Source organism: Streptomyces sp. HmicA12 (assembly GCF_000373565.1).
In the GTDB taxonomy this organism is placed as follows: Bacteria; Actinomycetota; Actinomycetes; order Streptomycetales; family Streptomycetaceae; genus Streptomyces.
In genome coordinates, this window is record NZ_KB891802.1 from 145,513 (window position 1) to 165,490 (window position 19,978).

Annotated in this window: 22 protein-coding genes and 1 pseudogene; 12 read left to right on the forward strand and 11 right to left on the reverse strand. The window is 71.2% G+C overall.

Annotation, left to right across the window (positions count from 1 at the left end; translation table 11 throughout):
- Positions 1–132: 132 nt before the first annotated feature.
- Together B072_RS42985 and B072_RS0111500 are read left to right on the forward strand one after the other, a co-directional pair.
- Positions 133–696 (forward strand): annotated as a pseudogene (locus B072_RS42985) (DUF5753 domain-containing protein); the annotation flags it as partial.
- Positions 668–877: a DUF397 domain-containing protein gene (locus B072_RS0111500; RefSeq protein WP_026245709.1), complete on the forward strand. Its 210-nt coding sequence runs from the start codon at positions 668–670 to the stop codon at positions 875–877. The pseudogene B072_RS42985 and the gene B072_RS0111500, both read left to right, overlap by 29 nt.
- Positions 878–916: 39 nt before the next feature.
- On the opposite strand, the gene B072_RS0111505 is transcribed toward B072_RS0111500, so the two are convergent.
- Both B072_RS0111505 and B072_RS0111510 read right to left on the reverse strand, forming a co-directional pair.
- Entirely contained in the window at positions 917–1,345 is a 429-nt protein-coding gene (locus B072_RS0111505) for a DUF4267 domain-containing protein (RefSeq protein WP_018530092.1), read from the reverse strand.
- Between the two features lie 96 nt (positions 1,346–1,441).
- Positions 1,442–1,888, reverse strand: coding sequence for a DUF1772 domain-containing protein (locus B072_RS0111510; RefSeq protein WP_018530093.1), 447 nt, complete (start codon positions 1,886–1,888; stop codon positions 1,442–1,444).
- A gap of 91 nt (positions 1,889–1,979) precedes the next feature.
- On the opposite strand from B072_RS0111510, the gene B072_RS0111515 reads away from it, so the two are divergent.
- Complete coding sequence (locus B072_RS0111515) at positions 1,980–2,558, forward strand: TetR/AcrR family transcriptional regulator (RefSeq protein WP_018530094.1); 579 nt, start codon at positions 1,980–1,982, stop codon at positions 2,556–2,558.
- Between the two features lie 92 nt (positions 2,559–2,650).
- Here B072_RS0111515 and msrA read toward each other — a convergent pair whose 3' ends face one another.
- Together msrA and B072_RS0111525 are read right to left on the reverse strand one after the other, a co-directional pair.
- Positions 2,651–3,364: a peptide-methionine (S)-S-oxide reductase MsrA gene (gene msrA, locus B072_RS0111520; protein ID WP_018530095.1), complete on the reverse strand. Its 714-nt coding sequence runs from the start codon at positions 3,362–3,364 to the stop codon at positions 2,651–2,653.
- Positions 3,365–3,449: 85 nt separating this feature from the next.
- Positions 3,450–4,541 (reverse strand): hypothetical protein, encoded by a 1,092-nt coding sequence (locus B072_RS0111525; protein ID WP_026245710.1) that lies wholly within the window; start codon positions 4,539–4,541, stop codon positions 3,450–3,452.
- A 55-nt stretch (positions 4,542–4,596) separates the two neighbouring features.
- On the opposite strand from B072_RS0111525, the gene B072_RS0111530 reads away from it, so the two are divergent.
- Positions 4,597–5,766 carry a cystathionine gamma-synthase gene (locus B072_RS0111530; RefSeq protein WP_018530097.1) on the forward strand — a complete coding sequence of 390 codons (1,170 nt, stop codon included), beginning with the start codon at positions 4,597–4,599 and terminating at the stop codon, positions 5,764–5,766.
- Positions 5,767–5,770: 4 nt separating this feature from the next.
- Here B072_RS0111530 and B072_RS49090 read toward each other — a convergent pair whose 3' ends face one another.
- The 3 genes from B072_RS49090 to B072_RS0111545 all read right to left on the reverse strand — a co-directional run bounded on the left by B072_RS49090 (position 5,771) and on the right by B072_RS0111545 (position 7,091).
- On the reverse strand, positions 5,771–6,025 hold the full coding sequence (locus B072_RS49090; RefSeq protein ID WP_026245711.1) for a hypothetical protein: 255 nt from the start codon (positions 6,023–6,025) through the stop codon (positions 5,771–5,773).
- Positions 6,022–6,513: a sigma factor-like helix-turn-helix DNA-binding protein gene (locus B072_RS0111540; RefSeq protein ID WP_018530099.1), complete on the reverse strand. Its 492-nt coding sequence runs from the start codon at positions 6,511–6,513 to the stop codon at positions 6,022–6,024. Before B072_RS0111540 ends, B072_RS49090 begins: the two co-directional genes overlap by 4 nt.
- A gap of 89 nt (positions 6,514–6,602) precedes the next feature.
- Positions 6,603–7,091 (reverse strand): MarR family winged helix-turn-helix transcriptional regulator, encoded by a 489-nt coding sequence (locus tag B072_RS0111545; RefSeq protein ID WP_018530100.1) that lies wholly within the window; start codon positions 7,089–7,091, stop codon positions 6,603–6,605.
- A 209-nt stretch (positions 7,092–7,300) separates the two neighbouring features.
- Between B072_RS0111545 and ilvA the strand changes: the two genes are divergently transcribed.
- The 3 genes from ilvA to B072_RS0111560 all read left to right on the forward strand — a co-directional run bounded on the left by ilvA (position 7,301) and on the right by B072_RS0111560 (position 10,545).
- The gene (gene ilvA, locus B072_RS0111550; protein ID WP_026245712.1) at positions 7,301–8,560 is read left to right on the forward strand and encodes a threonine ammonia-lyase; all 1,260 of its coding nucleotides are present in this window, start codon (positions 7,301–7,303) and stop codon (positions 8,558–8,560) included.
- Between the two features lie 153 nt (positions 8,561–8,713).
- On the forward strand, positions 8,714–9,685 hold the full coding sequence (locus B072_RS0111555) for a daunorubicin resistance protein DrrA family ABC transporter ATP-binding protein (RefSeq protein ID WP_018530102.1): 972 nt from the start codon (positions 8,714–8,716) through the stop codon (positions 9,683–9,685).
- Entirely contained in the window at positions 9,682–10,545 is an 864-nt protein-coding gene (locus B072_RS0111560; RefSeq protein WP_018530103.1) for an ABC transporter permease, read from the forward strand. The genes B072_RS0111555 and B072_RS0111560 overlap by 4 nt, the downstream gene beginning before the upstream one ends.
- 61 nt (positions 10,546–10,606) lie before the next feature.
- On the opposite strand, the gene greA is transcribed toward B072_RS0111560, so the two are convergent.
- Both greA and B072_RS0111570 read right to left on the reverse strand, forming a co-directional pair.
- Complete coding sequence (gene greA, locus B072_RS0111565; protein ID WP_018530104.1) at positions 10,607–11,104, reverse strand: transcription elongation factor GreA; 498 nt, start codon at positions 11,102–11,104, stop codon at positions 10,607–10,609.
- 157 nt (positions 11,105–11,261) lie between these two features.
- Positions 11,262–11,669 (reverse strand): DUF4307 domain-containing protein, encoded by a 408-nt coding sequence (locus tag B072_RS0111570; RefSeq protein WP_018530105.1) that lies wholly within the window; start codon positions 11,667–11,669, stop codon positions 11,262–11,264.
- A 130-nt stretch (positions 11,670–11,799) separates the two neighbouring features.
- Between B072_RS0111570 and mca the strand changes: the two genes are divergently transcribed.
- The 3 genes from mca (at position 11,800) to B072_RS0111585 (ending at position 13,603) form a co-directional block, all read left to right on the forward strand.
- On the forward strand, positions 11,800–12,681 hold the full coding sequence (mca, locus tag B072_RS0111575) for a mycothiol conjugate amidase Mca (RefSeq protein ID WP_026245713.1): 882 nt from the start codon (positions 11,800–11,802) through the stop codon (positions 12,679–12,681).
- Complete coding sequence (locus tag B072_RS0111580) at positions 12,674–12,913, forward strand: hypothetical protein (RefSeq protein ID WP_078506390.1); 240 nt, start codon at positions 12,674–12,676, stop codon at positions 12,911–12,913. The genes mca and B072_RS0111580 overlap by 8 nt, the downstream gene beginning before the upstream one ends.
- A 108-nt stretch (positions 12,914–13,021) precedes the next feature.
- A complete protein-coding gene (locus tag B072_RS0111585) occupies positions 13,022–13,603 on the forward strand; it encodes a dihydrofolate reductase family protein (protein ID WP_026245714.1) in 582 nt (193 codons plus the stop codon).
- Here the strand turns inward: B072_RS0111585 and B072_RS0111590 are convergent, their stop codons facing one another.
- Positions 13,604–16,816, reverse strand: coding sequence for a tetratricopeptide repeat protein (locus tag B072_RS0111590; protein ID WP_018530109.1), 3,213 nt, complete (start codon positions 16,814–16,816; stop codon positions 13,604–13,606). It lies immediately after the preceding gene.
- Positions 16,817–16,934: 118 nt separating this feature from the next.
- Between B072_RS0111590 and B072_RS0111595 the strand changes: the two genes are divergently transcribed.
- Together B072_RS0111595 and B072_RS0111600 are read left to right on the forward strand one after the other, a co-directional pair.
- Entirely contained in the window at positions 16,935–18,965 is a 2,031-nt protein-coding gene (locus tag B072_RS0111595) for a thioredoxin domain-containing protein (RefSeq protein WP_018530110.1), read from the forward strand.
- A gap of 92 nt (positions 18,966–19,057) precedes the next feature.
- Positions 19,058–19,369 (forward strand): hypothetical protein, encoded by a 312-nt coding sequence (locus B072_RS0111600; protein ID WP_018530111.1) that lies wholly within the window; start codon positions 19,058–19,060, stop codon positions 19,367–19,369.
- Here B072_RS0111600 and B072_RS0111605 read toward each other — a convergent pair.
- On the reverse strand, positions 19,366–19,977 hold the full coding sequence (locus B072_RS0111605; protein WP_018530112.1) for a TetR family transcriptional regulator: 612 nt from the start codon (positions 19,975–19,977) through the stop codon (positions 19,366–19,368). The genes B072_RS0111600 and B072_RS0111605 overlap by 4 nt on opposite strands.
- Between the last annotated feature and the right edge of the window lies 1 nt (position 19,978).

Sequence of the window (19,978 nt, forward strand, 5' to 3'; positions counted from 1 at the left end):
CACGGATCAGCAGTGGGGACCCCGTCGCGCGGTGGGTCTGCCATCCAAGGCTTCCCTTGGTCGCCGGCCTGGACGCGGAGTGTCCGGTGGTCCACGTCTGGGCCTGCGACGCGGGACAGTTGCGCGCGCTCGCGGCATGCGGAGACCATCGAGTTGTGGTCGCCGAGCACTTTCCCAGGTCTGCTCCAACTGGCTCCGTACGCGCGGGTGCTGGTCAGGGCGGCCCATCCCATGGCCGCCGATGACTGGATCGAGGAGAAGGCCACTGCCCGCCTCTCCCGCGCGCGCCTCTTCGGCGACAGCCACGACACCCCGGAGTACTGGGCGATCCTGCCCGAATCGCTGCTGACGGACCCGGTGGTCCCGGCGCCCGAGATGGCCGAACAACTCGACCACATAGCGGAGTTGGCCGACCGCCACCGGATCGTTCCGCAGATCGTGTTGCGGAAGAGTGCGCCGTATCCCCTCATGGCGGCGTCCCTCATGGTCATGGCTTTCCCCGATGCGCCGCCGCTGGTCTACACGGAGGCCTCATACAGCGGCACCACCATCGACGATCCGGCTCTCGTGAAGCAGTACCGCAAGGCATACGATCGGCTCAGGGCCGTCGCGCAGGCGCCGGACGCGTCCCTGGCCATGATCAAGGCAGTCGCAGAGGGATACCGAAATGGCAAGCAGCCGGACCGACTTGAGTGACGCGCTCTGGTTCAAGAGCGGCTACAGCAACGGCGACGGCGGGGAATGCGTCGAGGTCGCCGACAATCTCCCCGGCATCGTCCCGGTCCGCGACTCCAAGAACCCGGGTGGGCCCACGCTGGTCGTCCGTGCCGCCGCGTGGGCCCCGTTCATCGGTTCGCTCAAGGGCGACAAGGGGTAGCCCGGCCGTGTGGCCGGGCCCCCTCGGGGCGCGTAGCCGTCAAGCGGGCCGCACCGCGGGCGTCACGGCGGGGACCTTGCGCGCCTTGCCCGTCTCGCGGAGCGTCAGCACGCCGGTGATCGCTATCAGCGCCGAGGTCAGGCCGTGGATGCCGAACGCGGCGGCGAGCGAGCCGTGGTGGGTCAGGACGTTGATCATGTCGCCGAACGGGGCGACGGCCTCCATCAGCAGGGCCAGGCCCAGGGCGCGGCGGTGGCCGGTGAGCAGCAGGATGGCGATGACCAGGCCCATCGCGAATTCGCGGATGCCCTTCATGACGAGGAAGCCGCCGCCGTCGCCGGCGGGCCAGCTCGGCAGGCCGACGCCCGGCGTGGCCGTCTCGGGGGCCAGGATGAAGGTCAGCCCGAGGTAGAGGACGAACAGGGTGATGGCGGTGGCCAGGATGGTGTTGACGTTCTTCAGCGACATGGTGCTTCTCCTTCGACGTTCGGACCGGGCGGGGCGGGGCTGGGTGGGGCAGGGTGGGGCAGGGGTCGGCGGTCGGCGTGACCGGGGCCCGTGGGCTCAGGCGAGGGCGATGACCAGCAGGGCGAAGGCGGCGATGATGACGGCGACGCGGACGTAGTGGTAGCGGTCCCAGCGCTTCATCTGGTCCTTCCAGTCGGCGGGCCGGTTCTCGGTGGTCCACGTCTTGCCCTGGTTGTTGATCGGGACGAGCAGCAGGATCGACATGACCACGCTGAGGATCAGCAGCGCGCCGGAGGTGATGACGAGTCCGGTGCCGCCGTGGTGCCGTCCGGCGAAGGCCCAGACCACGACGAGGACGAGCGAGCCGATGTACCAGAACGGCATGACACGGCCGAGCATCCGGCCGCCATGGCTTCGGGCGCTCTGGTTGCTGTCGTCGGGAAGGGCGCTGAAGATCGGGTTCATCACGAAGGCGACGGAGAACTCCACTCCCACCATCAGGCCGACGAGCACGGTGGTGACGATCTCAAGTGCGTTGAGCATGACTGACTCCCCCAGGATCTAGCGCTGCTAGCCGATGAGGCAACGCTAGTACTGCTGCCGCTACATTGTCTAGCGGTGCTAGGATCGAATCATGTCGGTACAGGAACGCAAGCAGCGCGAACGGGCGGGCCGAGAGCGCCTCATCGTGGCGACGGCCCGCGAACTAGCCGAGCAGCAGGGATGGGACGCGGTCACCACCCGCAGGCTCGCCGAGCGCATCGAGTACAGCCAGCCGGTTCTCTACAGCCACTTCCGCGGCAAACGGGAGATCATCGGCGCCGTCGCTCTGCAGGGCGCCACGGAGATGGCCGCGGCGGTGCGGGCCGCGACCTCCGCTGCGGACGGCACGCGCGCCCGGGTCACCGCGCTGGCCCGCGCCTATCTCGACTTCGCCGCGCGCCATCCGGCGGTCTACGACGCCTTGTTCCAGCTCGACGGCGGTCTGGCGTACGCGCAGGAGGACACCCCGGAGCCGTTGAAGGACGCCTTCGCCGCGCTGTTGGAGTGCCTTGGTGAGGTGGCCGGGGACGGCGTCGACCCGGGGCTGTTCACCGAGGTGTTCTGGGCGTCCCTGCACGGCGTGGCGACCCTGACCCGGGCGGGACGGCTACCGGTGGAGGAGGGCGTGTCACGGGTCGAGCTGCTGGTGGACCGGCTCGCCGTCATCTGACACGCCGTGATCCGACACGCCGTGATCCGACACGCCGTCCTCGGCGGGGCCGGTGTCACGGCAGTGTCAGACACAGCGAGAGACTCCCGGTGCTACGGGTTCGGCACCTCGGGCGCCGGCGCGATCCCCGTCGGGCAGGACACGCCCCAGTTCGTCTCGAACGGGTCGCCCAGCTTCACGCCCGTGCCGCCGATGCCGCAGTACCCGTCGGGGTTCTTGTCGAGGTACTGCTGGTGGTACGGCTCCGCCGGGTAGAAGGTGCGCCCCTCCGCCGGGAGGATCTCCGTGGTGATCTTGCCGTGCCCGGCCCCCGTGAGGACCTGCTGGTACGCCTCGCGCGACGCCTCCGCGGAGGCCGCCTGCTCGGGGGTGTGCGGGTAGAGCGCCGAGCGGTACTGGGTGCCCACGTCGTTGCCCTGGCGGAAGCCCTGGGTCGGGTTGTGGTTCTCCCAGAAGACCTTCAGGAGCTGCTCGTACGAGACGACGGACGGGTCGAAGACGACGCGCACCGCCTCCGTGTGACCGGTCAGGCCCGAGCAGACCTCCTCGTACGCCGGGTTCTCGGTGAAGCCGCCCTGGTAGCCGACGAGCGTCGTCCACACGCCCGGCGTCTGCCAGAACTTGCGCTCGGCACCCCAGAAACAGCCCAGACCGAAGTCGGCCACGGCCAGGTGCTCGGGGTACGGGCCGACCAGCGGGTTGCCGAGCACCGTGTGGCGCTCCGGCACCGGGAACTCGGGCTCGGAACGGCCGCGCAGGGCCTGGTCGGGGGTGGGCAGAACCGGGGTTCGGCCGAAGAGTGCCATGGGTGGTGCCTCCGGGGCGTCGATGTCAGTACGTCCAACGCCCGGGAGGCCGTTCAGATTCCTCGGGCCGGAGCCGCGGCCGGGGTCAGGCGGACAGCGTCGCCGGACTCCCCCCGTTCGCCTCGTACCCGGCCACCGCGAGCGCCCGGTACACGGCGTACGACGCCGCCGGGTCCGCCTCGGCCGTCCACGGGACGGCGCCCACGTGCCCGTCCACGTGCACCAGCTGCTGCATGGCCTCGGACCAGCGCTCCGCGCGCACCAGGAAGAACACCAGCAGGTGGCGTACGTGGGCGAGCATCGGGTCGTCGGGCCGGGCCGCGGACACCGCGAACAGGGCGCCGTGCAGCGCCTTGCTGACGACCTCGCTCTCGTAGAACCCGCGCACGAAGTTCACGTCGGGCAGGTGCTCGTACAGCGCGAAGAGGGGGAGTGCGGCGAGCAGGGAGCCGCGCGGGGCGCGCGCCGCCGCGGCCTCCGCGAACGCGAACGCCTGCTCGCGCGACCCGTGCCACTTCTCGCACCAGTAGCGCAGGCCCGCGAGGTGCGCGCCCATGTGGCCGGGCGCGGTGTCCAGGATCTTCAGCCAGACCTGCTCGAACTCCGCCTGCGAGTAGCCGAGGCCCCGGGCCACCGCGAGATGCGTGATGTGCGGGACCGGGTCACCGGGCGCGAGCAGCGATGCCTGGTCGCAGGCGCCGCGCGCCTCCTCCAGGATGATCCGCTGCTCGTCCTCGGTGCCGCCGCTGCGCCAGGCCTGCTGCACCAGGAACTCGGCGAAGACCTGCGCCCCGCCCGCGTCCTTGGGCTGCTGGGAGCGCCACGCGTGGAGCCAGCCGGCACCGATGCGCGGCGTCTGCTGGAGTTCGAGGGCGGCGGCACCGGCGATCGCCTGCACCCGCTCCCACCGGGCCTCGGTCTCCTTGCCGGTTCCGGCGAGCAATTGCGAAGCGGCGGTGAAATCCTGATTGCGCTGCACGACCGCCATGACGTCGAGCAGGTCCTGGTCGGGGCCCGGGAGCCGGACGTCCAGCTCCTCCTGCCGAAGGAATCCGTAATCGGCCGGATCCGCGGCGTCCGGCGACCCCGGCGCCACCTGGCGGATGCCGCCACGACGGCGCAGCATCACCACCCAGGCGATCATCAGTACGGCCATGAGCCCCCAGAGAATTCCCATGCTTCAAAGCTAACCGAGCGGAGATGAGGCCCGCGCAAGCTCTACGCTCGGGCCCATGACCGACACGCACGGCAACCAGCACGCCCCCCGAGGCTTCGAGACCACCGCCATCCATGCCGGAAACACGCCCGACCCCGTCACCGGCGCCGTGGTCCCCCCGATCTACCAGGTCTCCACGTACAAGCAGGACGGCGTCGGCGGCCTGCGCGGCGGCTACGAGTACAGCCGCAGCGCCAACCCGACCCGTACCGCGCTGGAGGAGAACCTCGCCGCACTGGAGGGCGGCCGCCGCGGCCTCGCCTTCGCGTCGGGCCTGGCCGCCGAGGACTGCCTGCTGCGCACCCTGCTCGCCCCCGGCGACCACGTGGTCATCCCGAACGACGCGTACGGCGGCACGTTCCGCCTGTTCGCGAAGGTCGTCTCGCGCTGGGGCGTGGAGTGGTCGGTAGCCGATACGAGTGATGTCGACGCCGTACGCGCCGCGCTCACCCCGAAGACGAAGGCGATCTGGGTCGAGACCCCGTCCAACCCGCTGCTCGGCATCACCGACATCGCCGCCGTCGCCCAGGTCGCCCGCGAGGCCGGCGCCAGGCTCGTCGTCGACAACACCTTCGCGAGCCCCTACCTCCAGCAGCCGCTCGCGCTCGGCGCCGACGTCGTCGTGCACTCGATGACGAAGTACATGGGCGGCCACTCGGACGTGGTCGGCGGCGCGCTGATCGTGAACGACGACGCGCTCGGTGACGACCTCGCCTACCACCAGAACGCGATGGGCGCGGTCGCCGGACCCTTCGACGCCTGGCTGGTCCTGCGCGGCATCAAGACGCTCCCGGTCCGCATGGACCGGCACAGCGAGAACGCCACGCGCGTCGCGGAGATGCTCACCCGCCACCCCCGCGTCACCAAGGTCCTCTACCCCGGCCTGCCCGAGCACCCGGGCCACGAGACCGCCGCCAAGCAGATGAAGGCGTTCGGCGGCATGGTGAGCTTCCAGGTCGACGGCGGCGAGGAAGCGGCCGTCGAGGTCTGCAACAGGACGAAGCTGTTCACCCTCGGAGAGTCCCTCGGCGGCGTCGAGTCCCTCATCGAGCACCCGGGCCGCATGACGCACGCCTCGGTGGCGGGCTCGGCGCTGGAGGTCCCCGCCGACCTCGTCCGCCTCTCGGTCGGCATCGAGTCGGTGGACGACCTCCTGGCCGACCTCCAGCAGGCCCTCGGCGCCTGAGAGTTCACCAGCCGGTCAGCGGTGGAGTCGTCTTCGACGGCGGCTCCACCCACGGCCGCGCCATCGTCGCCCACACGACGAACGCCACCACCGTCGCGGCCAGCAGCAGCCAGAGCAGCCGCCGTGCCGCCCGCCGCCTGCGCAGCGCACGGCCGCCCCTGCGCATCGCCTCGGCGCACAGCTCGGCGGGGACCACCGGCGGCGGCGCGGAGTCGAGCACGGCGCGTACCGATGCTTCTTTACGCTCGTCGAGGCTCATGCCGACGCCGTCCCGTGCAGCGGCGGGGCGGGCGCGGGCCCGCGCGGCGGATGCAGGACGAGGCCCATCGCGCGCGCGTGCACGGCACGGACCCGCTCCATGGGAAGGCCGAGCAGCGCCGCGACCTGCTCCTCGCCGACCCCCTCGAAGAGCCGCAGTACGAGGATGAGGCGCTCCTGCGCGGAAAGATGCCGCAGCACACCGCCGTCACGGCGGGGCCGCGGCCAGGACAACCGGCTGCCCCGGGCGAAGCGGACGGCCAGGTCCTTGCGCGCGATGTCGTAGGGATCCTCCCCCCGAAGACGGTCCCAGGAGGCGTACGTCCGGGCGAGGGAGGCCGTGAGGAGCCGCCGCGCGCGGGGATTGTCGTCCGGGGCCTCGGCGGTCAGCAGCGTCGCGGCATGCAGCAGCCGTCCGGCCGCGCCCGCGACGAACGCCTCGAACTCGCGGGTGCGGCGGACATCCTTGGACGCCTGCCGTTCGCGCACCCTTCATATGAGGCCTGCCGCGGCCCCCTGGTCAAGAGGCGGGAGCCGCGGCCGTCCGGACGACGGGGAGCTGTGCCGGGTCGGGCGGGTCAGGAATCCGCGGGCGGCGCGGCCTGGCCCGACTGGCGTGCCGAGAGGGCGGAGTTGAAGCGCGTGAGGAGCGCGCAGAACTGCTCGCGCTCCTGCGGACCCCAGTCCTCCGTCAACTGCGCCATCAACTCCCGCCTCGACGAACGTACTTCGTCGAGGCGGGCGAGACCCCGCGGGGACAGCTGGAGCACCACGGCCCGGCCGTCCTCGGGATGCGAGGTGCGCTTGACGAGACCCGTGTCGACGAGCGGGGCGACCTGGCGGGTCACCGTCGAGGAGTCGATCCCCATGCTCGCCGCAAGCGCTTTCACGCCCATCGGGCCTTCTTTGTCGAGGCGGTTGAGCAGCAGGTACGCGGCTCGGTCCATCGAGTTGCGCACCTGCCCGACCCCGCCGAGCCGGGTCTGTTCGGCGCGACGAGCGAAGACCGCCACCTCGTGTTGCAGCGTGTCGAGGAGGCCGGTGTCGCCGGCGGTCGTCATGTCCATCGTTTCCTGTGGTGTGGGCATGGCCGGGGGCTCACTTCATGCGTGGGTGGTGGATTGCACGGGACTTGCACTGAATGAACTTGCACGGAATTACGAGATTGGCCCACAGGGTACGCGGCGAAAGCGCTGGCCGTACCGGCCGTGCGCAATCCGGTCTCGGAGCGTGAACATCCCGAGTCACGTACGGCGTGAGCTGCGAGACTTCAGTCATGAGCTACAGCCCGTCTGACTCCTTGCCTTTCCCGGCCGCCGTCACTCTGGACGACGTACGCGGTGCCCGGAAGATGCTGTCCGGGGTGGCACGGATGACAACGATGGCGCACAGCCACCACCTGTCCCAGCTCGTCGGATCCCCGGTCCACCTCAAGTGCGAGAACCTTCAGCGCACCGGTTCGTTCAAGCTGCGCGGCGCGTACGTGCGGATCGCCGGGCTGCTGCCGGAGGAGCGGGCCGCCGGGGTCGTCGCCGCGAGCGCGGGCAACCACGCGCAGGGCGTGGCCCTCGCCTCCTCGCTCCTCGGCGTGCGCTCCACGGTGTTCATGCCCGTCGGCGCGCCCCTGCCGAAGGTCGCCGCGACCCGGGACTACGGCGCCGAGGTCCGCCTGCACGGTCAGGTCGTGGACGAGACGCTCGCCGCCGCCCAGGAGCACGCCGAGCGGACCGGCGCCGTCTTCATCCACCCCTTCGACCACCCGGACGTCGTCGCCGGTCAGGGCACGCTCGGCCTGGAGATCCTGGAGCAGTGCCCGGAGGTGCGCACGATCCTCGTCGGCGTCGGCGGCGGTGGTCTGGCCGCCGGGATCGCCGTCGCCGTCAAGGCGGTGCGCCCCGACGTCAAGGTCATCGGCGTCCAGGCGGCGGGCGCGGCCGCGTACCCGCCCTCGCTGGCCGCCGGGCGCCCGGTGGCGATCGACACCCCGGCGACGATGGCCGACGGCATCAAGGTGGGGCGCCCCGGTGACGTCCCGTTCCGGCTGATCGCGGACCTGGTCGACGAGGTCCGCACGGTGACGGAGGACCAGCTCGCCAGTGCCCTGCTGCTCTGCCTGGAGCGCGCCAAGATGGTCGTGGAACCGGCAGGCGCGAGCCCCGTCGCCGCGCTCCTCGGCGACCCCACGGGCTTCGAGGGCCCGATCGTGGCGCTGCTCTCCGGCGGCAACGTCGACCCGCTGCTGATGCAGCGCGTCCTCACCCACGGCATGGCCGCGGCGGGCCGCTATCTGTCGCTGCGGCTGCGCCTCACCGACCGCCCCGGCGCCCTCGCCACGCTCCTCGGGGTGTTGTCGGTGGCCGACGCCAACGTCCTCGACGTGGGCCACGTACGGACCGATCCGCGGCTCGGGCTCACGGAGGCGGAGGTGGAGCTGCACCTGGAGACCAAGGGGCCGGCGCACTGCGCCCAGCTCGGCGCCGCGCTGCGCGACGCGGGCTACACGGTCATCGACCAGAAGGCGTCGGGGGCCGCGTAGGCCAGGAGACGTAAATCCGTTGCAGAGACGCGATGCATCGCGATAGCGTACGGGTCCTTCACCCTTTCGCCGGGCGCGTATGAACCGGCAAATCTAGACTTTCTCCACATGTAGGCCGCTTTAGGTAATTCGCCCAACCAACTGGGGGACCACATGCCAGGCGCCATCTACGCCGAAGGTCTGGTGAAGACCTTCGGCGATGTCAGGGCTCTGGACGGCGTAGATCTCGACGTACCGGAAGGCACCGTCCTGGGCCTGCTCGGGCCGAACGGAGCGGGCAAGACGACGGCGGTGCGCTGCCTGACGACCCTGCTGACGCCGGACAGCGGCAAGGCGGTCGTCGCGGGCATCGACGTACTGAAGCATCCGAACGAGGTACGGCGCTCCATCGGCCTGTCCGGGCAGTTCGCCGCCGTCGACGAGTACCTGACCGGCCGCGAGAACCTGCAGATGGTCGGCCAGCTCTACCAGATGAGGGCCAAGGAGGCGAAGGCCCGCGCGGGCGAGCTCCTCGACCGGTTCCACCTCGCGGACGCCGCCGACCGCCCCTCCAAGACGTACTCCGGGGGCATGCGCCGCCGCCTCGACCTCGCGGCCGCGCTCGTCGTCTCCCCGCCCGTGATGTTCATGGACGAGCCGACCACCGGCCTCGACCCGGTCAACCGGCAGCAGCTGTGGGAGGTCATCCAGGAGCTGGTGGCGGGCGGCACGACGCTGCTCCTCACCACCCAGTACCTGGAGGAGGCCGACCACCTGGCCCACGACATCTGCGTCGTCGACCACGGCCGCGTCATCGCCCGCGGCACCTCCGACCAGCTCAAGGCGCAGACCGGCGGCGAGCGCGTCGAGGTCGTCGTGCACGAGCGCGAGCACATCGAGGCGGCCGCCGAGGTGCTGCGCGGCTACGGCAAGGGCGAGGTCGCCACCGAGCAGCACACCCGCAAGCTGACCGTCCCGGTCACCGGCGGCGCGAAGCTCCTCGCGGAGGTCATCCGCGACCTGGACGCGCGGGGCATCGAGATCGACGACATCGGGCTGCGCCGCCCGACCCTCGACGACGTGTTCATCTCGCTGACGGGACACGTGGCCGAGGAGACCGACGCGACCGAGGAGGCCGCGAAATGAGCATCGTCACCGACGCCCCGAAGCTCGCCCCGCGCCCCGCGGGCGGCGTCGGCCAGTCCGTCCGGGACTCGCTGGTCGTCGCGAAGCGGAACCTGATCCGGATGACGCGGATCCCCGAGATGATCCTCTTCGGGATCATCCAGCCGGTGATGTTCGTGGTGCTGTTCACGTACGTCTTCGGCGGCTCGATCGCCATTCCGGGCGCCGGCGTCAGCGCCAGTGCCTACAAGGAATTCCTGATGGCCGGCATCTTCGCGCAGACGGTCACCTTCGCCACGGCGGGTGCGGGTGCGGGCATCGCGGACGACATGGCGAAAGGGCTGATCGACCGGTTCCGGTCGCTGCCGATGGCGCGCGGCGCGGTGCTGACCGGGCGCACGCTGGCGGACCTCGTGCAGACCGCCGTGACCCTCGCCGTGCTGGCCGTCGTCGCCCTGCTCGTCGGCTGGCGCACGCACACGAACATCGGTGAGGTGCTCGGCGGATTCGGTCTGCTCCTGCTCCTCGGCTACGCGTTCACCTGGATCGGCGCGCTGATCGGCCTGTCGGTGCGCACTCCGGAGGCGGCGACCTCGGGCGGCCTGATCTGGCTGTTCCCGCTGACCTTCATCTCGAACGCGTTCGTGCCGGTCAACGGCATGCCGAAGTTCCTCCAGTACGTGGCCGAGTGGAACCCGTTCAGTGCCACGGTGGCGGCGGCGCGCGAGCTGTTCGGCAACACGATCGACGGCGTCCCGCAGTCGGTGACGGGTGCCTGGCCGATGGAGCACCCGGTCTGGGCGTCCCTGATCTGGTCCGTCCTGATCATCGTCGTCTTCCGCACCCTCGCGGTGCGCAAGTACCGGAAGGCTGCTGTCTGACGACGCGAGAGGGGCCCCGCGACGATCGTCGCGGGGCCCCTCTCGCGTGTTCTGCGTGCGGTCAGCCGTTGTACGGCTCCGCGCGGAGGATCTTGACCGAGGCCATCTTGCCGTTCGGCAGCTCGTACTCGGCGTCCTCGCCGACCTTCTTGCCGTTCACGCCCGAGCCGAGCGGCGACTGCGGCGAGTACGTCTCGATGTCGGAGCTCGCGTACTCGCGGGAGGCGAGCAGGAACTCGAGGGTGTCGTCCTCGTCGCCGTCGAAGGCGATCGTGACGACCATGCCGGGCGCGACGACGCCGGACGCGGCCGGGGCCTCACCGACCTTGGCCTTCTCCAGGAGCTGAGTCAGCTGGCGGATGCGGAGCTCCTGCTTGCCCTGCTCCTCCTTGGCCGCGTGGTACCCGCCGTTCTCGCGCAGGTCGCCCTCCTCGCGCGCCGCAGCGATCTTCTGCGTGACTTCCTCGCGCGCGGGACCAGACAGGTACGCCAGCTCGTCCCTGAGCTTGGTGTACGCCTCCTGCGTCAGCCAGGTGACGTCTTCGCTGGTCTGGGTCACAGGTCGCTCCTCGTAGGTACTGGGAATACAAAGCATCGCCCTACCCAGAAGGATGTTCCCTCTCGGGTGGGCGAAACCACGAGCCTAACAATTCCCGTGCCCCAGGGGGAGGACATAAGGCATCAGTTTTACGTCAACGCAGGTCAGCCACGGCGTATTAGTCGGCGTGGCAGCCGACCAGCTCGGCGGTCGTGCCCTTGCCCCCGGCCGTACGCAGCGTGACGACCTTGTCGATCCGGCCCTGCTGCTGAGCGAAGTGGAAGTCGGCCCGGCCGACCTCGGCGCCCTCCGCGGTCTGCGAGCGGATCGTGCAGTACCCGGTGGCGTCGGTGTCCTTGCGGATCTCCAGGTGGACCCGGACGTGGTCGTCGTACGTCTTGAAGGCGATGACCTCGCCGCTGAAGGTGTTCTCGCCGACGTAGTACCAGCCGAACCAGGCCATCATCGCGGCGAACAGCGTGCCGAGGACGATCGCGGCGACCTTGAGCTTGCGGTCGGCGCGGGCGTCGGCGGAGCGGGACGAGCCGTAGCGTCCCTCGGGCCGCTGCTGCTGCACGGCGCTCATCAGCCAGTTCCTCTCAAAACGCCCGCCAACATGTGGGCACCGGAATTTTCCGCCCCCCGGTTCGGTCACTATAGAAGCCGCCCATCGCACCGAAACACACCGGGCGCCCCATCTCACCGAGGATCTTGTCTTGACTGAGCAGCTGCGACTGATGGCCGTTCACGCACACCCCGACGACGAATCGTCCAAGGGCGCGGCCACCATGGCCAAGTACGTGTCCGAGGGGGTGGACGTGCACGTCGTGACCTGCACGGGAGGCGAGCGCGGCTCGATCCTCAACCCGAAGCTCCAGGGAGACAAGTACATCGAGGAGAACATCCACGAGGTACGTCGCAAGGAGATGGAGGAGGCCCGCGAGATCCTGGGCGTCAAGCAGGACTGGCTGGGATTCGTCGACTCGGGCCTGCCCGAGGGCGACCCGCTGCCGCCGCTGCCCGAGGGCTGCTTCGCCCTCGAGGACGTCGACGTCGCGGCCGGGCGGCTGGTGCAGCAGATCCGCTCGTTCCGTCCGCAGGTCATCACGACGTACGACGAGAACGGCGGCTACCCGCACCCCGACCACATCATGACCCACAAGATCACGATGGTGGCCTTCGACGGAGCGAACGACCCGGTCAAGTACCCCGAGGACGAGTTCGGCCCGGTCTTCCAGCCGTCGAAGCTCTACTACAACCAGGGCTTCAACAAGCCGCGCACCCTCGCCCTGCACCAGGCGATGCTGGACCGCGGCCTGGAGTCGCCGTACGCGGACTGGCTCAAGCGCTGGGACGAGTTCAACCGGGTGGAGCGCACGCTCACCACGCACGTGCCGTGCGCCGAGTTCTATGAGATCCGCGACAAGGCGCTCATCGCGCACGCCACGCAGATCGACCCCGACGGCGGCTGGTTCCGCGTCCCGATGGAGATCCAGAAGGAGGTCTGGCCGACCGAGGAGTACGAGCTCGCGAAGTCGCTCGTCGATACCTCCCTCCCCGAGGACGACCTCTTCGCGGGCGTCCGTCACAATGCCTGATGTGACTGCGAATCTGGCATTGACCCATCTCGTCCCTCTGGCCGCCGAGGTGGACGAGGACAAGGTGACCCCGGGCGTGCTCGGCTTCATCGTCTTCGCCGTGATGGCCCTGGCCGTGTGGGGTCTGATGAAGTCGATGAACAAGCACATGCGGAAGGTCGACTTCAAGGACAAGTCGTCCGATCAGGCGGCCTCCGAGCCGGCCGGCGACGACGCCCGCACCTCGGCCTGACACCTCCGTTTCCGCACGCGGGGACCGGGTCACGGCCGACGGGTCGGCCGGGGCTGAGCACGGCCCCGGCCCGCGATGAGTTCTCGCGGCGCGGGGAGTCGTACAGGTATGAGCCCTGTACTGATGCACGCAGTCGTTTCCGTGGACGGATTCATCGCTGATGCCGACGACCAGGTCGGCGCCCTCTTCGACTGGTACGGCAACGGCGAGGTGCCGCTCGTCGAGGGGGCCGGCTTCCGGGTCTCCAAGGCGTCCGCCGAGTACACCCGGCCGATGTGGGAGAGCCTCGGCGTGACCGTCATGGGGCGCCGCCTCTTCGACCTCACCGACGGCTGGGACGCGAAGCCGCCCGCCGGTGAGCACGTCGTCGTGGTCTCGCACCGGCCGCGGCCCGCGGACTGGCACCCCGAGGCGTCCCACTACCACTTCGTCGGTGACGTGACCGAGGCGATCACCACGGCGAAGGAGCTCGCGGGCGAGCGGTCCGTGGCCGTCACCGCGGGCGACATCGGCGGCCAGGCGTTCGCCCTCGGCCTGATCGACGTGGTGGCGATGGACGTCGCCCCGGTCGTCCTCGGCTCCGGCAAGCGCTTCTTCGGCGCCACCGAGGGCGAGCGGCTCCTGGACGACCCGCATGTGATCGTCCAGGGCGACCGGGTGCTGCACCTGCAGTACCGGGTGCGGCGCTAGCTACCCCTGCTCCGCGCCGACCACCACCCCCATCACGTCCCGTGCGTGCCGGTTCGGGACCATGCCGAGGCGCCAGGCCTGCCAGCCCGACTCCAGGTCCGTGCCGCGCTCCAGGAGCAGCTGGTAGGCCTCCACGTAGTCGTCGAGTTTGCCGTCGCGCGTGGGGTGGCCGGCGCGGGCGAGCTGGGACAGCTCCTCCTGGGCGACGGCCGTGCCGATCTCCGAGCCGCCCGGTGACGCGTAGGGGAGGAGGGTGCAGCGCAGGAAGACCGCCCAGTCCTCGCCGCGCCGGTCGCCGTACGAGGAGAAGAGCGCCGCCGCCTCCTCGCACAGGGACAGCGCCTGCTGGAGGCGGGCGTTGCCCGCGTCGACGACCGCGAGCTCCAGGCACGTCCAGGCCTCGCCGTGCGCGACGCCGATGCGCTGGAAGTCGGCGCGGGCGTCGACGAGGAGCTGGCGGGCGAAGCCGGAGTTGCGCAGCGACCCGGTCTGCAGGGCCCGCTGGTCACGGGTGACGCGCGCCGAGTGGTGGCGGGCGCAGCCCAGCCCGTAGACGTCCCGCATCCGGGAGAACATGGTGCGGGAGCGCTCCAGCTCGCGGACGGCCTGGTCGAGGTTGCCGGTCTCCTCCAGGGCCTGGCCCAGGTAGTAGTACGTCCAGGCCTCGCCGCGCGCGTCCTCGTTGTCCCGGTGCCGGGACGCGGCCTGGTGCAGGCCGTCGACGGCCAGCGAGGCGTCGCCGTCGATCAGGCGGGCGCGGGCCAGCTGGGTCAGCGCCCAGGCCTCGCCGCGGGCGTCGCGCGTACGCCCGTACAGATCGAGCGCCGACCTCAACTCCTCGTCCGCGCGCGGGACATCGCCCATCCGCAGGCGCAGCTGGCCCAGCTGGAAGTGGGCCCAGGCCTCGCCGTGCAGGGACTCGTTCTCGCGGTGCAGGGCGAGGGCGTCGGTGAGGAGGGCGAGGGATTCACGGACGTGGGCGCGGTCGCGTTCGACGGCCGCGAGCGCGTGCAGGGTCCAGCCGCGGTCGCCGTTGGTCTCGGGCGTCGTCTGGAGGGCCAGCGCCTCCCGCAACTTCGCTGTGGCCTCGGTGAGTTGGCCCTGGTGGTGCAGGGTGATGCCCAGCGAACACAGGGCACGGGCCTCGCCCGCCTGGTGGTGTGCCTCGCGGTACAGGTCGACCACGGACGACAGCGTCGTACGCGCCTTGTCGAGCTCGCCGAGCTGGCGGGCCGCGATGCCGGTGCGCCACTGGACCGAGCGCACGAGCAGGCCCTGGTCGATGGCCTGTGTCAACTCGCTGATCTCACCCAAACGGTAGAGGTCGCCGCGCAGCAGGCAGTAGTCGCACAGGGCGCCGAGCAGGCCGAGCACCGCGTCCTGGTTGACCCCCTCCGCGTGCCGCAGCGCCGCCGTGATGAAGCTCGACTCGTCGTCCAGCCAGCGCAGGGCGGCGTCCAGCGACGTGAAGCCGTGCGGGCCCATCTGGCCCGCGCGGGTGGACATGTTGCCGTCGACCAGGCGGATGACGGAGTCGGCGAGTTCGGCGTAGCTCTTGATCAGGCGTTCCTGCGCCGCCGTGCGCTCCCGCGGCTCCTCCTCGTCGGCGAGCCGGGCCTGCGCGAAGGAGCGGACGAGGTCGTGCAGACGGTAACGACTGCCGCGGACGTGGTCGACGAGACCCGCGCGGGCCAGGGCGGTCAGATGCCGGGTGGCCTCCGTGTCGTCGGTGGCCAGCAGGGCGGCCGCCGCGGCCGCGCCGAGCGAGGCCCGGCCCGCGAGCGCGAGACGGCGCAGCAGGCGCCGGGCCGCGTCGGACTGGTCGCTGTAGCGCAGCCACAGGACGCGCTCGACCGGGTCGACGGGCCCGTACGCGCTCAGGTCGGTGGCCAGCTGGCGGGGTGTGCGCGGTCCGATGGCGGACCCCGCGATGCGCAGCGCCAGCGGCAGGCCGCCGCACAACTCCCTTACGGCGTCGGTCGATTCGGCGTCGTAGGGACCGCCGGTGTCCTCGGCCGCCTCGCGCAGCAGCTCCTCCGCGCCCGCCGCGTCGAGCGCCTCGACGGGCAGGTGGTGCACCCAGGCGGGGATGTCCTCGCCGAGCTCCAGCGGCTCCCGCGAGGTCACGATCACGAGGCTGTCGGAGCGCTCGGGGACGAGGGTGCGCACCTGCCGCGCGTCGTCGGCGTCGTCGAGCACGATCGTGACGGGAAGCCCGGTCAGGTGCTGGTGGTACAGCTCGCTGAGCCGTTTGACCTGCTGTTCCTGCGTGGAGCGCTCACGGAAGAGCAGTTGCTCGCGCGGTGCGCCCAGCCGGTTCAGCAGATGCAGCAGCGCGTCCCGCGTCGACAGCGTGGGCGCGTCCGCCCGGTCCCCGCGCAGGTCCACCACGCACGCCCCGCGGAACTGGTCCCGCACCGCGTGCGCCGCCCGTACGGCGAGTGTCGTGCGGCCCGCGCCCGGCGCCCCGTGCAGCACGACGACCGTCGGCTTCGTCTCCGTACTGGCCCGCGCCGCGTGCACCCACTGCGCGATCCGCGCCATGGCGGCCCGCCGCCCCGCGAACGGGCCCTGCGGCTCCGGCAGTTGGCCGAACGACTGCTCCAGGACGCTGCGGCGGCGCGCGGCCGCGCTCTTGTCGGTCCTGCGCATCCCGGGCACGGCCTTCTTCACCCCGGCCGGACCGGTGGACGCGGCGAGTACCCGCTGCTGGTCGAGGAAGGGCCGGATGCCCCGCACCTCCAGCGCGGTCAGCCACTGGAGCCGCAGCTGCTCGGGCCCGCCCGGCTGGTTCCTCGCGCCCGCGCTGCGGCTGGCGGCCGGCACGTGCGCCGCCGTCACCTTGACGACCGTGGCGGCCGCGCCGAGAACCGCGACACTCGCCCCGACACCCACGGCGATCCCGGTCCCGGTGCCGAGGATCAGGTCGGCCACGCAGGCGGTGATGGCGCCGACTCCGGCTATCTGCAGGGGAGTTGACCCGCCCTCCTTGGCGAACCGCTCCTTGAACGTCATCTGCCCGGCCTCGGCCTCGTCCAGGGCCCGGGTGTACGCGGTGTATTCCTCGGCGGCGCTCTGGGCCATGGAGTCCAGAGCGGCCCGTGCCCGGGCGAGCAGCACCCCGCCGTCGGTCCGTCCGCCGGAGCGCCGCACCTCCTCCTCCACGGCCCGGGCCAACAGCCGCTCGGCCTCCGCCCGATGGCTGTCTCGCATCTTCGGTCCCCCTCCGTAGCAGCAGTTCCGGGTCAAGTGTCCTGCGTATGGGGTGTCAGCGCGAGAGTCCCTGCGATCAAAGACCGGACCATGACGGGCATGGGCGAGTATGGGAGGCATGCCGAACCGACTGGCCCATGAGACGTCCCCCTACCTCCTCCAGCACGCCGACAACCCGGTGGACTGGTGGCCCTGGTCGGCCGAGGCCTTCGAGGAGGCGCGGCGGCGGGGGGTGCCGGTGCTGCTCAGCGTCGGGTACGCGAGCTGTCACTGGTGCCACGTCATGGCCCACGAATCCTTCGAGGACGCCGCCACCGCCGCCGTCGTGAACGACCACTTCGTCGCCGTCAAGGTCGACCGCGAGGAGCGCCCCGACGTCGACGCCGTCTACATGGAGGCCGTGCAGGCCGCGACCGGCCAGGGCGGCTGGCCCATGACGGTGTTCCTGACCCCGGACGCCGAGCCGTTCTACTTCGGCACGTACTTCCCGCCGGAGCCGCGTCACGGCATGCCCTCCTTCACCCAGGTCCTGGAGGGCGTACGGGACGCCTGGACCGGGCGGCGCGACGAGGTCGCCGAGGTCGCGGGGAAGATCACCGCCGATCTCGCGGCGCGCGAACTGCCGTACGGCGACACGCAGGCGCCCGGCGAGGAGGAGCTCGGGCAGGCGCTGCTCGGGCTCGTGCGCGAGTACGACGCGACGTACGGCGGATTCGGCGGCGCGCCCAAGTTCCCGCCGTCCATGGTCATCGAGTTCCTGCTGCGCCACCACGCCCGCACCGGCGCGGAGGGCGCGCTGCAGATGGCCGTCGACACGTGCGAGCGGATGGCCCGCGGCGGCCTCTACGACCAGCTCGGCGGCGGCTTCGCCCGGTACTCCGTGGACCGCGAATTCACGGTTCCGCACTTCGAGAAGATGCTTTACGACAACGCGCTGCTGTGCCGCGCGTACGCCCACCTGTGGCGCTCCACCGGCAGCGAGCTCGCCCGGCGCGTCGCCCTGGAGACCGCCGACTTCATGGTCCGCGAACTGCGCACGAACGAGGGCGGGTTCGCCTCGGCCCTGGACGCGGACAGCGAGGACCCGGTGAGCGGGAAGCACGTCGAGGGCGCCTACTACGTGTGGACGCCCGAGCAGCTGACCGCCGTGCTCGGGGAGGAGGACGGCGCGCTCGCCGCGCGTTACTTCGGGGTCACGGGGGAGGGCACCTTCGAGGAGGGCTCCTCCGTGCTCCAACTGCCGCAGAACGACGAGGTGTTCGATGCCGCGCGCATCGAGGGCATCCGCAAGCGCCTCGTCGCGGCCCGCGCCGAGCGGCCCGCGCCCGGCCGGGACGACAAGGTCGTCGCCGCCTGGAACGGGCTCGCGATCGCCGCGCTCGCCGAGACCGGCGCCTACTTCGGACGGCAGGACCTCGTGGACGCCGCCGTGTGCGCGGGCGATCTGCTGGTGCGCCTGCACATGGACCCGCTGGCGCGCGTCTCCCGCACCAGCAAGGACGGTCACGTCGGCGCCAACGCGGGCGTCCTCGAGGACTACGCCGACGTCGCCGAGGGGTTCCTCGCGCTCGCCTCCGTGACCGGCGAGGGCGTCTGGCTGGAGTTCGCCGGGTTCCTGCTCGACCACGTGCTCGACCGGTTCGTGGATCAGGGGAGCGGGGCGCTCTACGACACCGCCGTCGACGCCGAGCAGCTGATCAGGAGGCCGCAGGACCCGACCGACAACGCCGCGCCGTCCGGCTGGACCGCGGCGGCGGGCGCCCTGCTGTCGTACGCCGCGCACACCGGTTCCGAGCCCCACCGGGCAGCGGCGGAGCGGGCGTTGGGCGTGGTGAAGGCGCTCGGCCCGCGCGTGCCGCGGTTCATCGGCAACGGCCTCGCGGTCGCCGAGGCGCTGCTCGACGGGCCCCGTGAGGTCGCCGTCGTCGGCGAGGTGGGCGGGCGGATGCACCACACCGCGCTCACCGGGACCGCGCCCGGCGCCGTCGTCGCGGCCGGACCGCAGGGCGGTGGCGAACTCCCGCTGCTGGCCGACCGGTTGATGGTGGACGGCCGCGAAACCGCGTACGTGTGCCGGCACTTCGTGTGCGACGCACCCGTGACGGACGCCGACCGGCTGAACGGGATCCTGGGCGAGACGCGGGCCTGACGGCGCGGGGGACACGGCCCGGCCGCCACTCGCACGGGGTGATCCGGGTCCCGGGCCGTTTCCTCGACGGCGGTCGCTGAGATACGTAGGACATGATCCGCTACCTCGCGACCGCCGCGCTCGCCTGCGCCCCGCTCCTCGTCAGCAGCTTCCCGGCGGCCGCCGTCGACACGGTGCACCGGGGCCGCACAGGCTGCTTCTCCTGGTCCTGGAAGGACGGCGGCGTCCTCACGACGACCGTCTACTACCGCAACAGCTGCAGCACCGCGCACACCCTGCGCATCCGCTGGTCCTCGGAGGCGTCCGGCACCGAGGACATCAGGGTGAAGGGCGGCGCCAAGGGCTCGGCCTGGAGCTTCTACTCCCTCAAGCCACTGGGGTTCGAGGATCTGGGGCGCGTCTAGAGCCCGTGCTGCACGGTGTCCAGGGCGCGCATCACCAGGTCGCGCAGGTCGTCCTCCTGGTCGTGCTCGGCCCAGTACATCGTGGCCTGCATCATGGCGCTGACCAGGCTCATGGCGTGGACGCGGACCTCCAGACCGTCCGGGTCGCGGCCGGTGCGGTCGGCGATGACCCGGCACATCAACTGGCCGGTGACCGACATCGACTCCATCATCCGGGAGCGCACCGCGGGCGTCTCGACCTGGAGGCGCAGGCGCAACCTGGTGACCTCGGGGGACGTGTCCGCGAAGGCGAGATCCAGGCTGCGTTCGACGACGTGCCGCACGGAGTCGACGATCGGCTCGTCGGCGGGCCGCGCCCGCAGTTCCCGCTCCAGGATCGGGTCGAACTCGTCGGTGAGGACGATGTCCTCCTTGGTCGGGAAGTAGCGGAAGACCGTGGACGGCGACACCTCGGCGGCCTCGGCGATCTGCTCGACCGTGGTCGCGTCGTACCCCTGCTCCATGATCAGGCGGTACGTCGCCTCGCGGATCGCCGTCCTGGTCTTGATCTTCTTGCGCTCGCGGAGCCCGACCTTGGGCTCCGCGGCGCTCTGCGCTGAGGCGGCCATG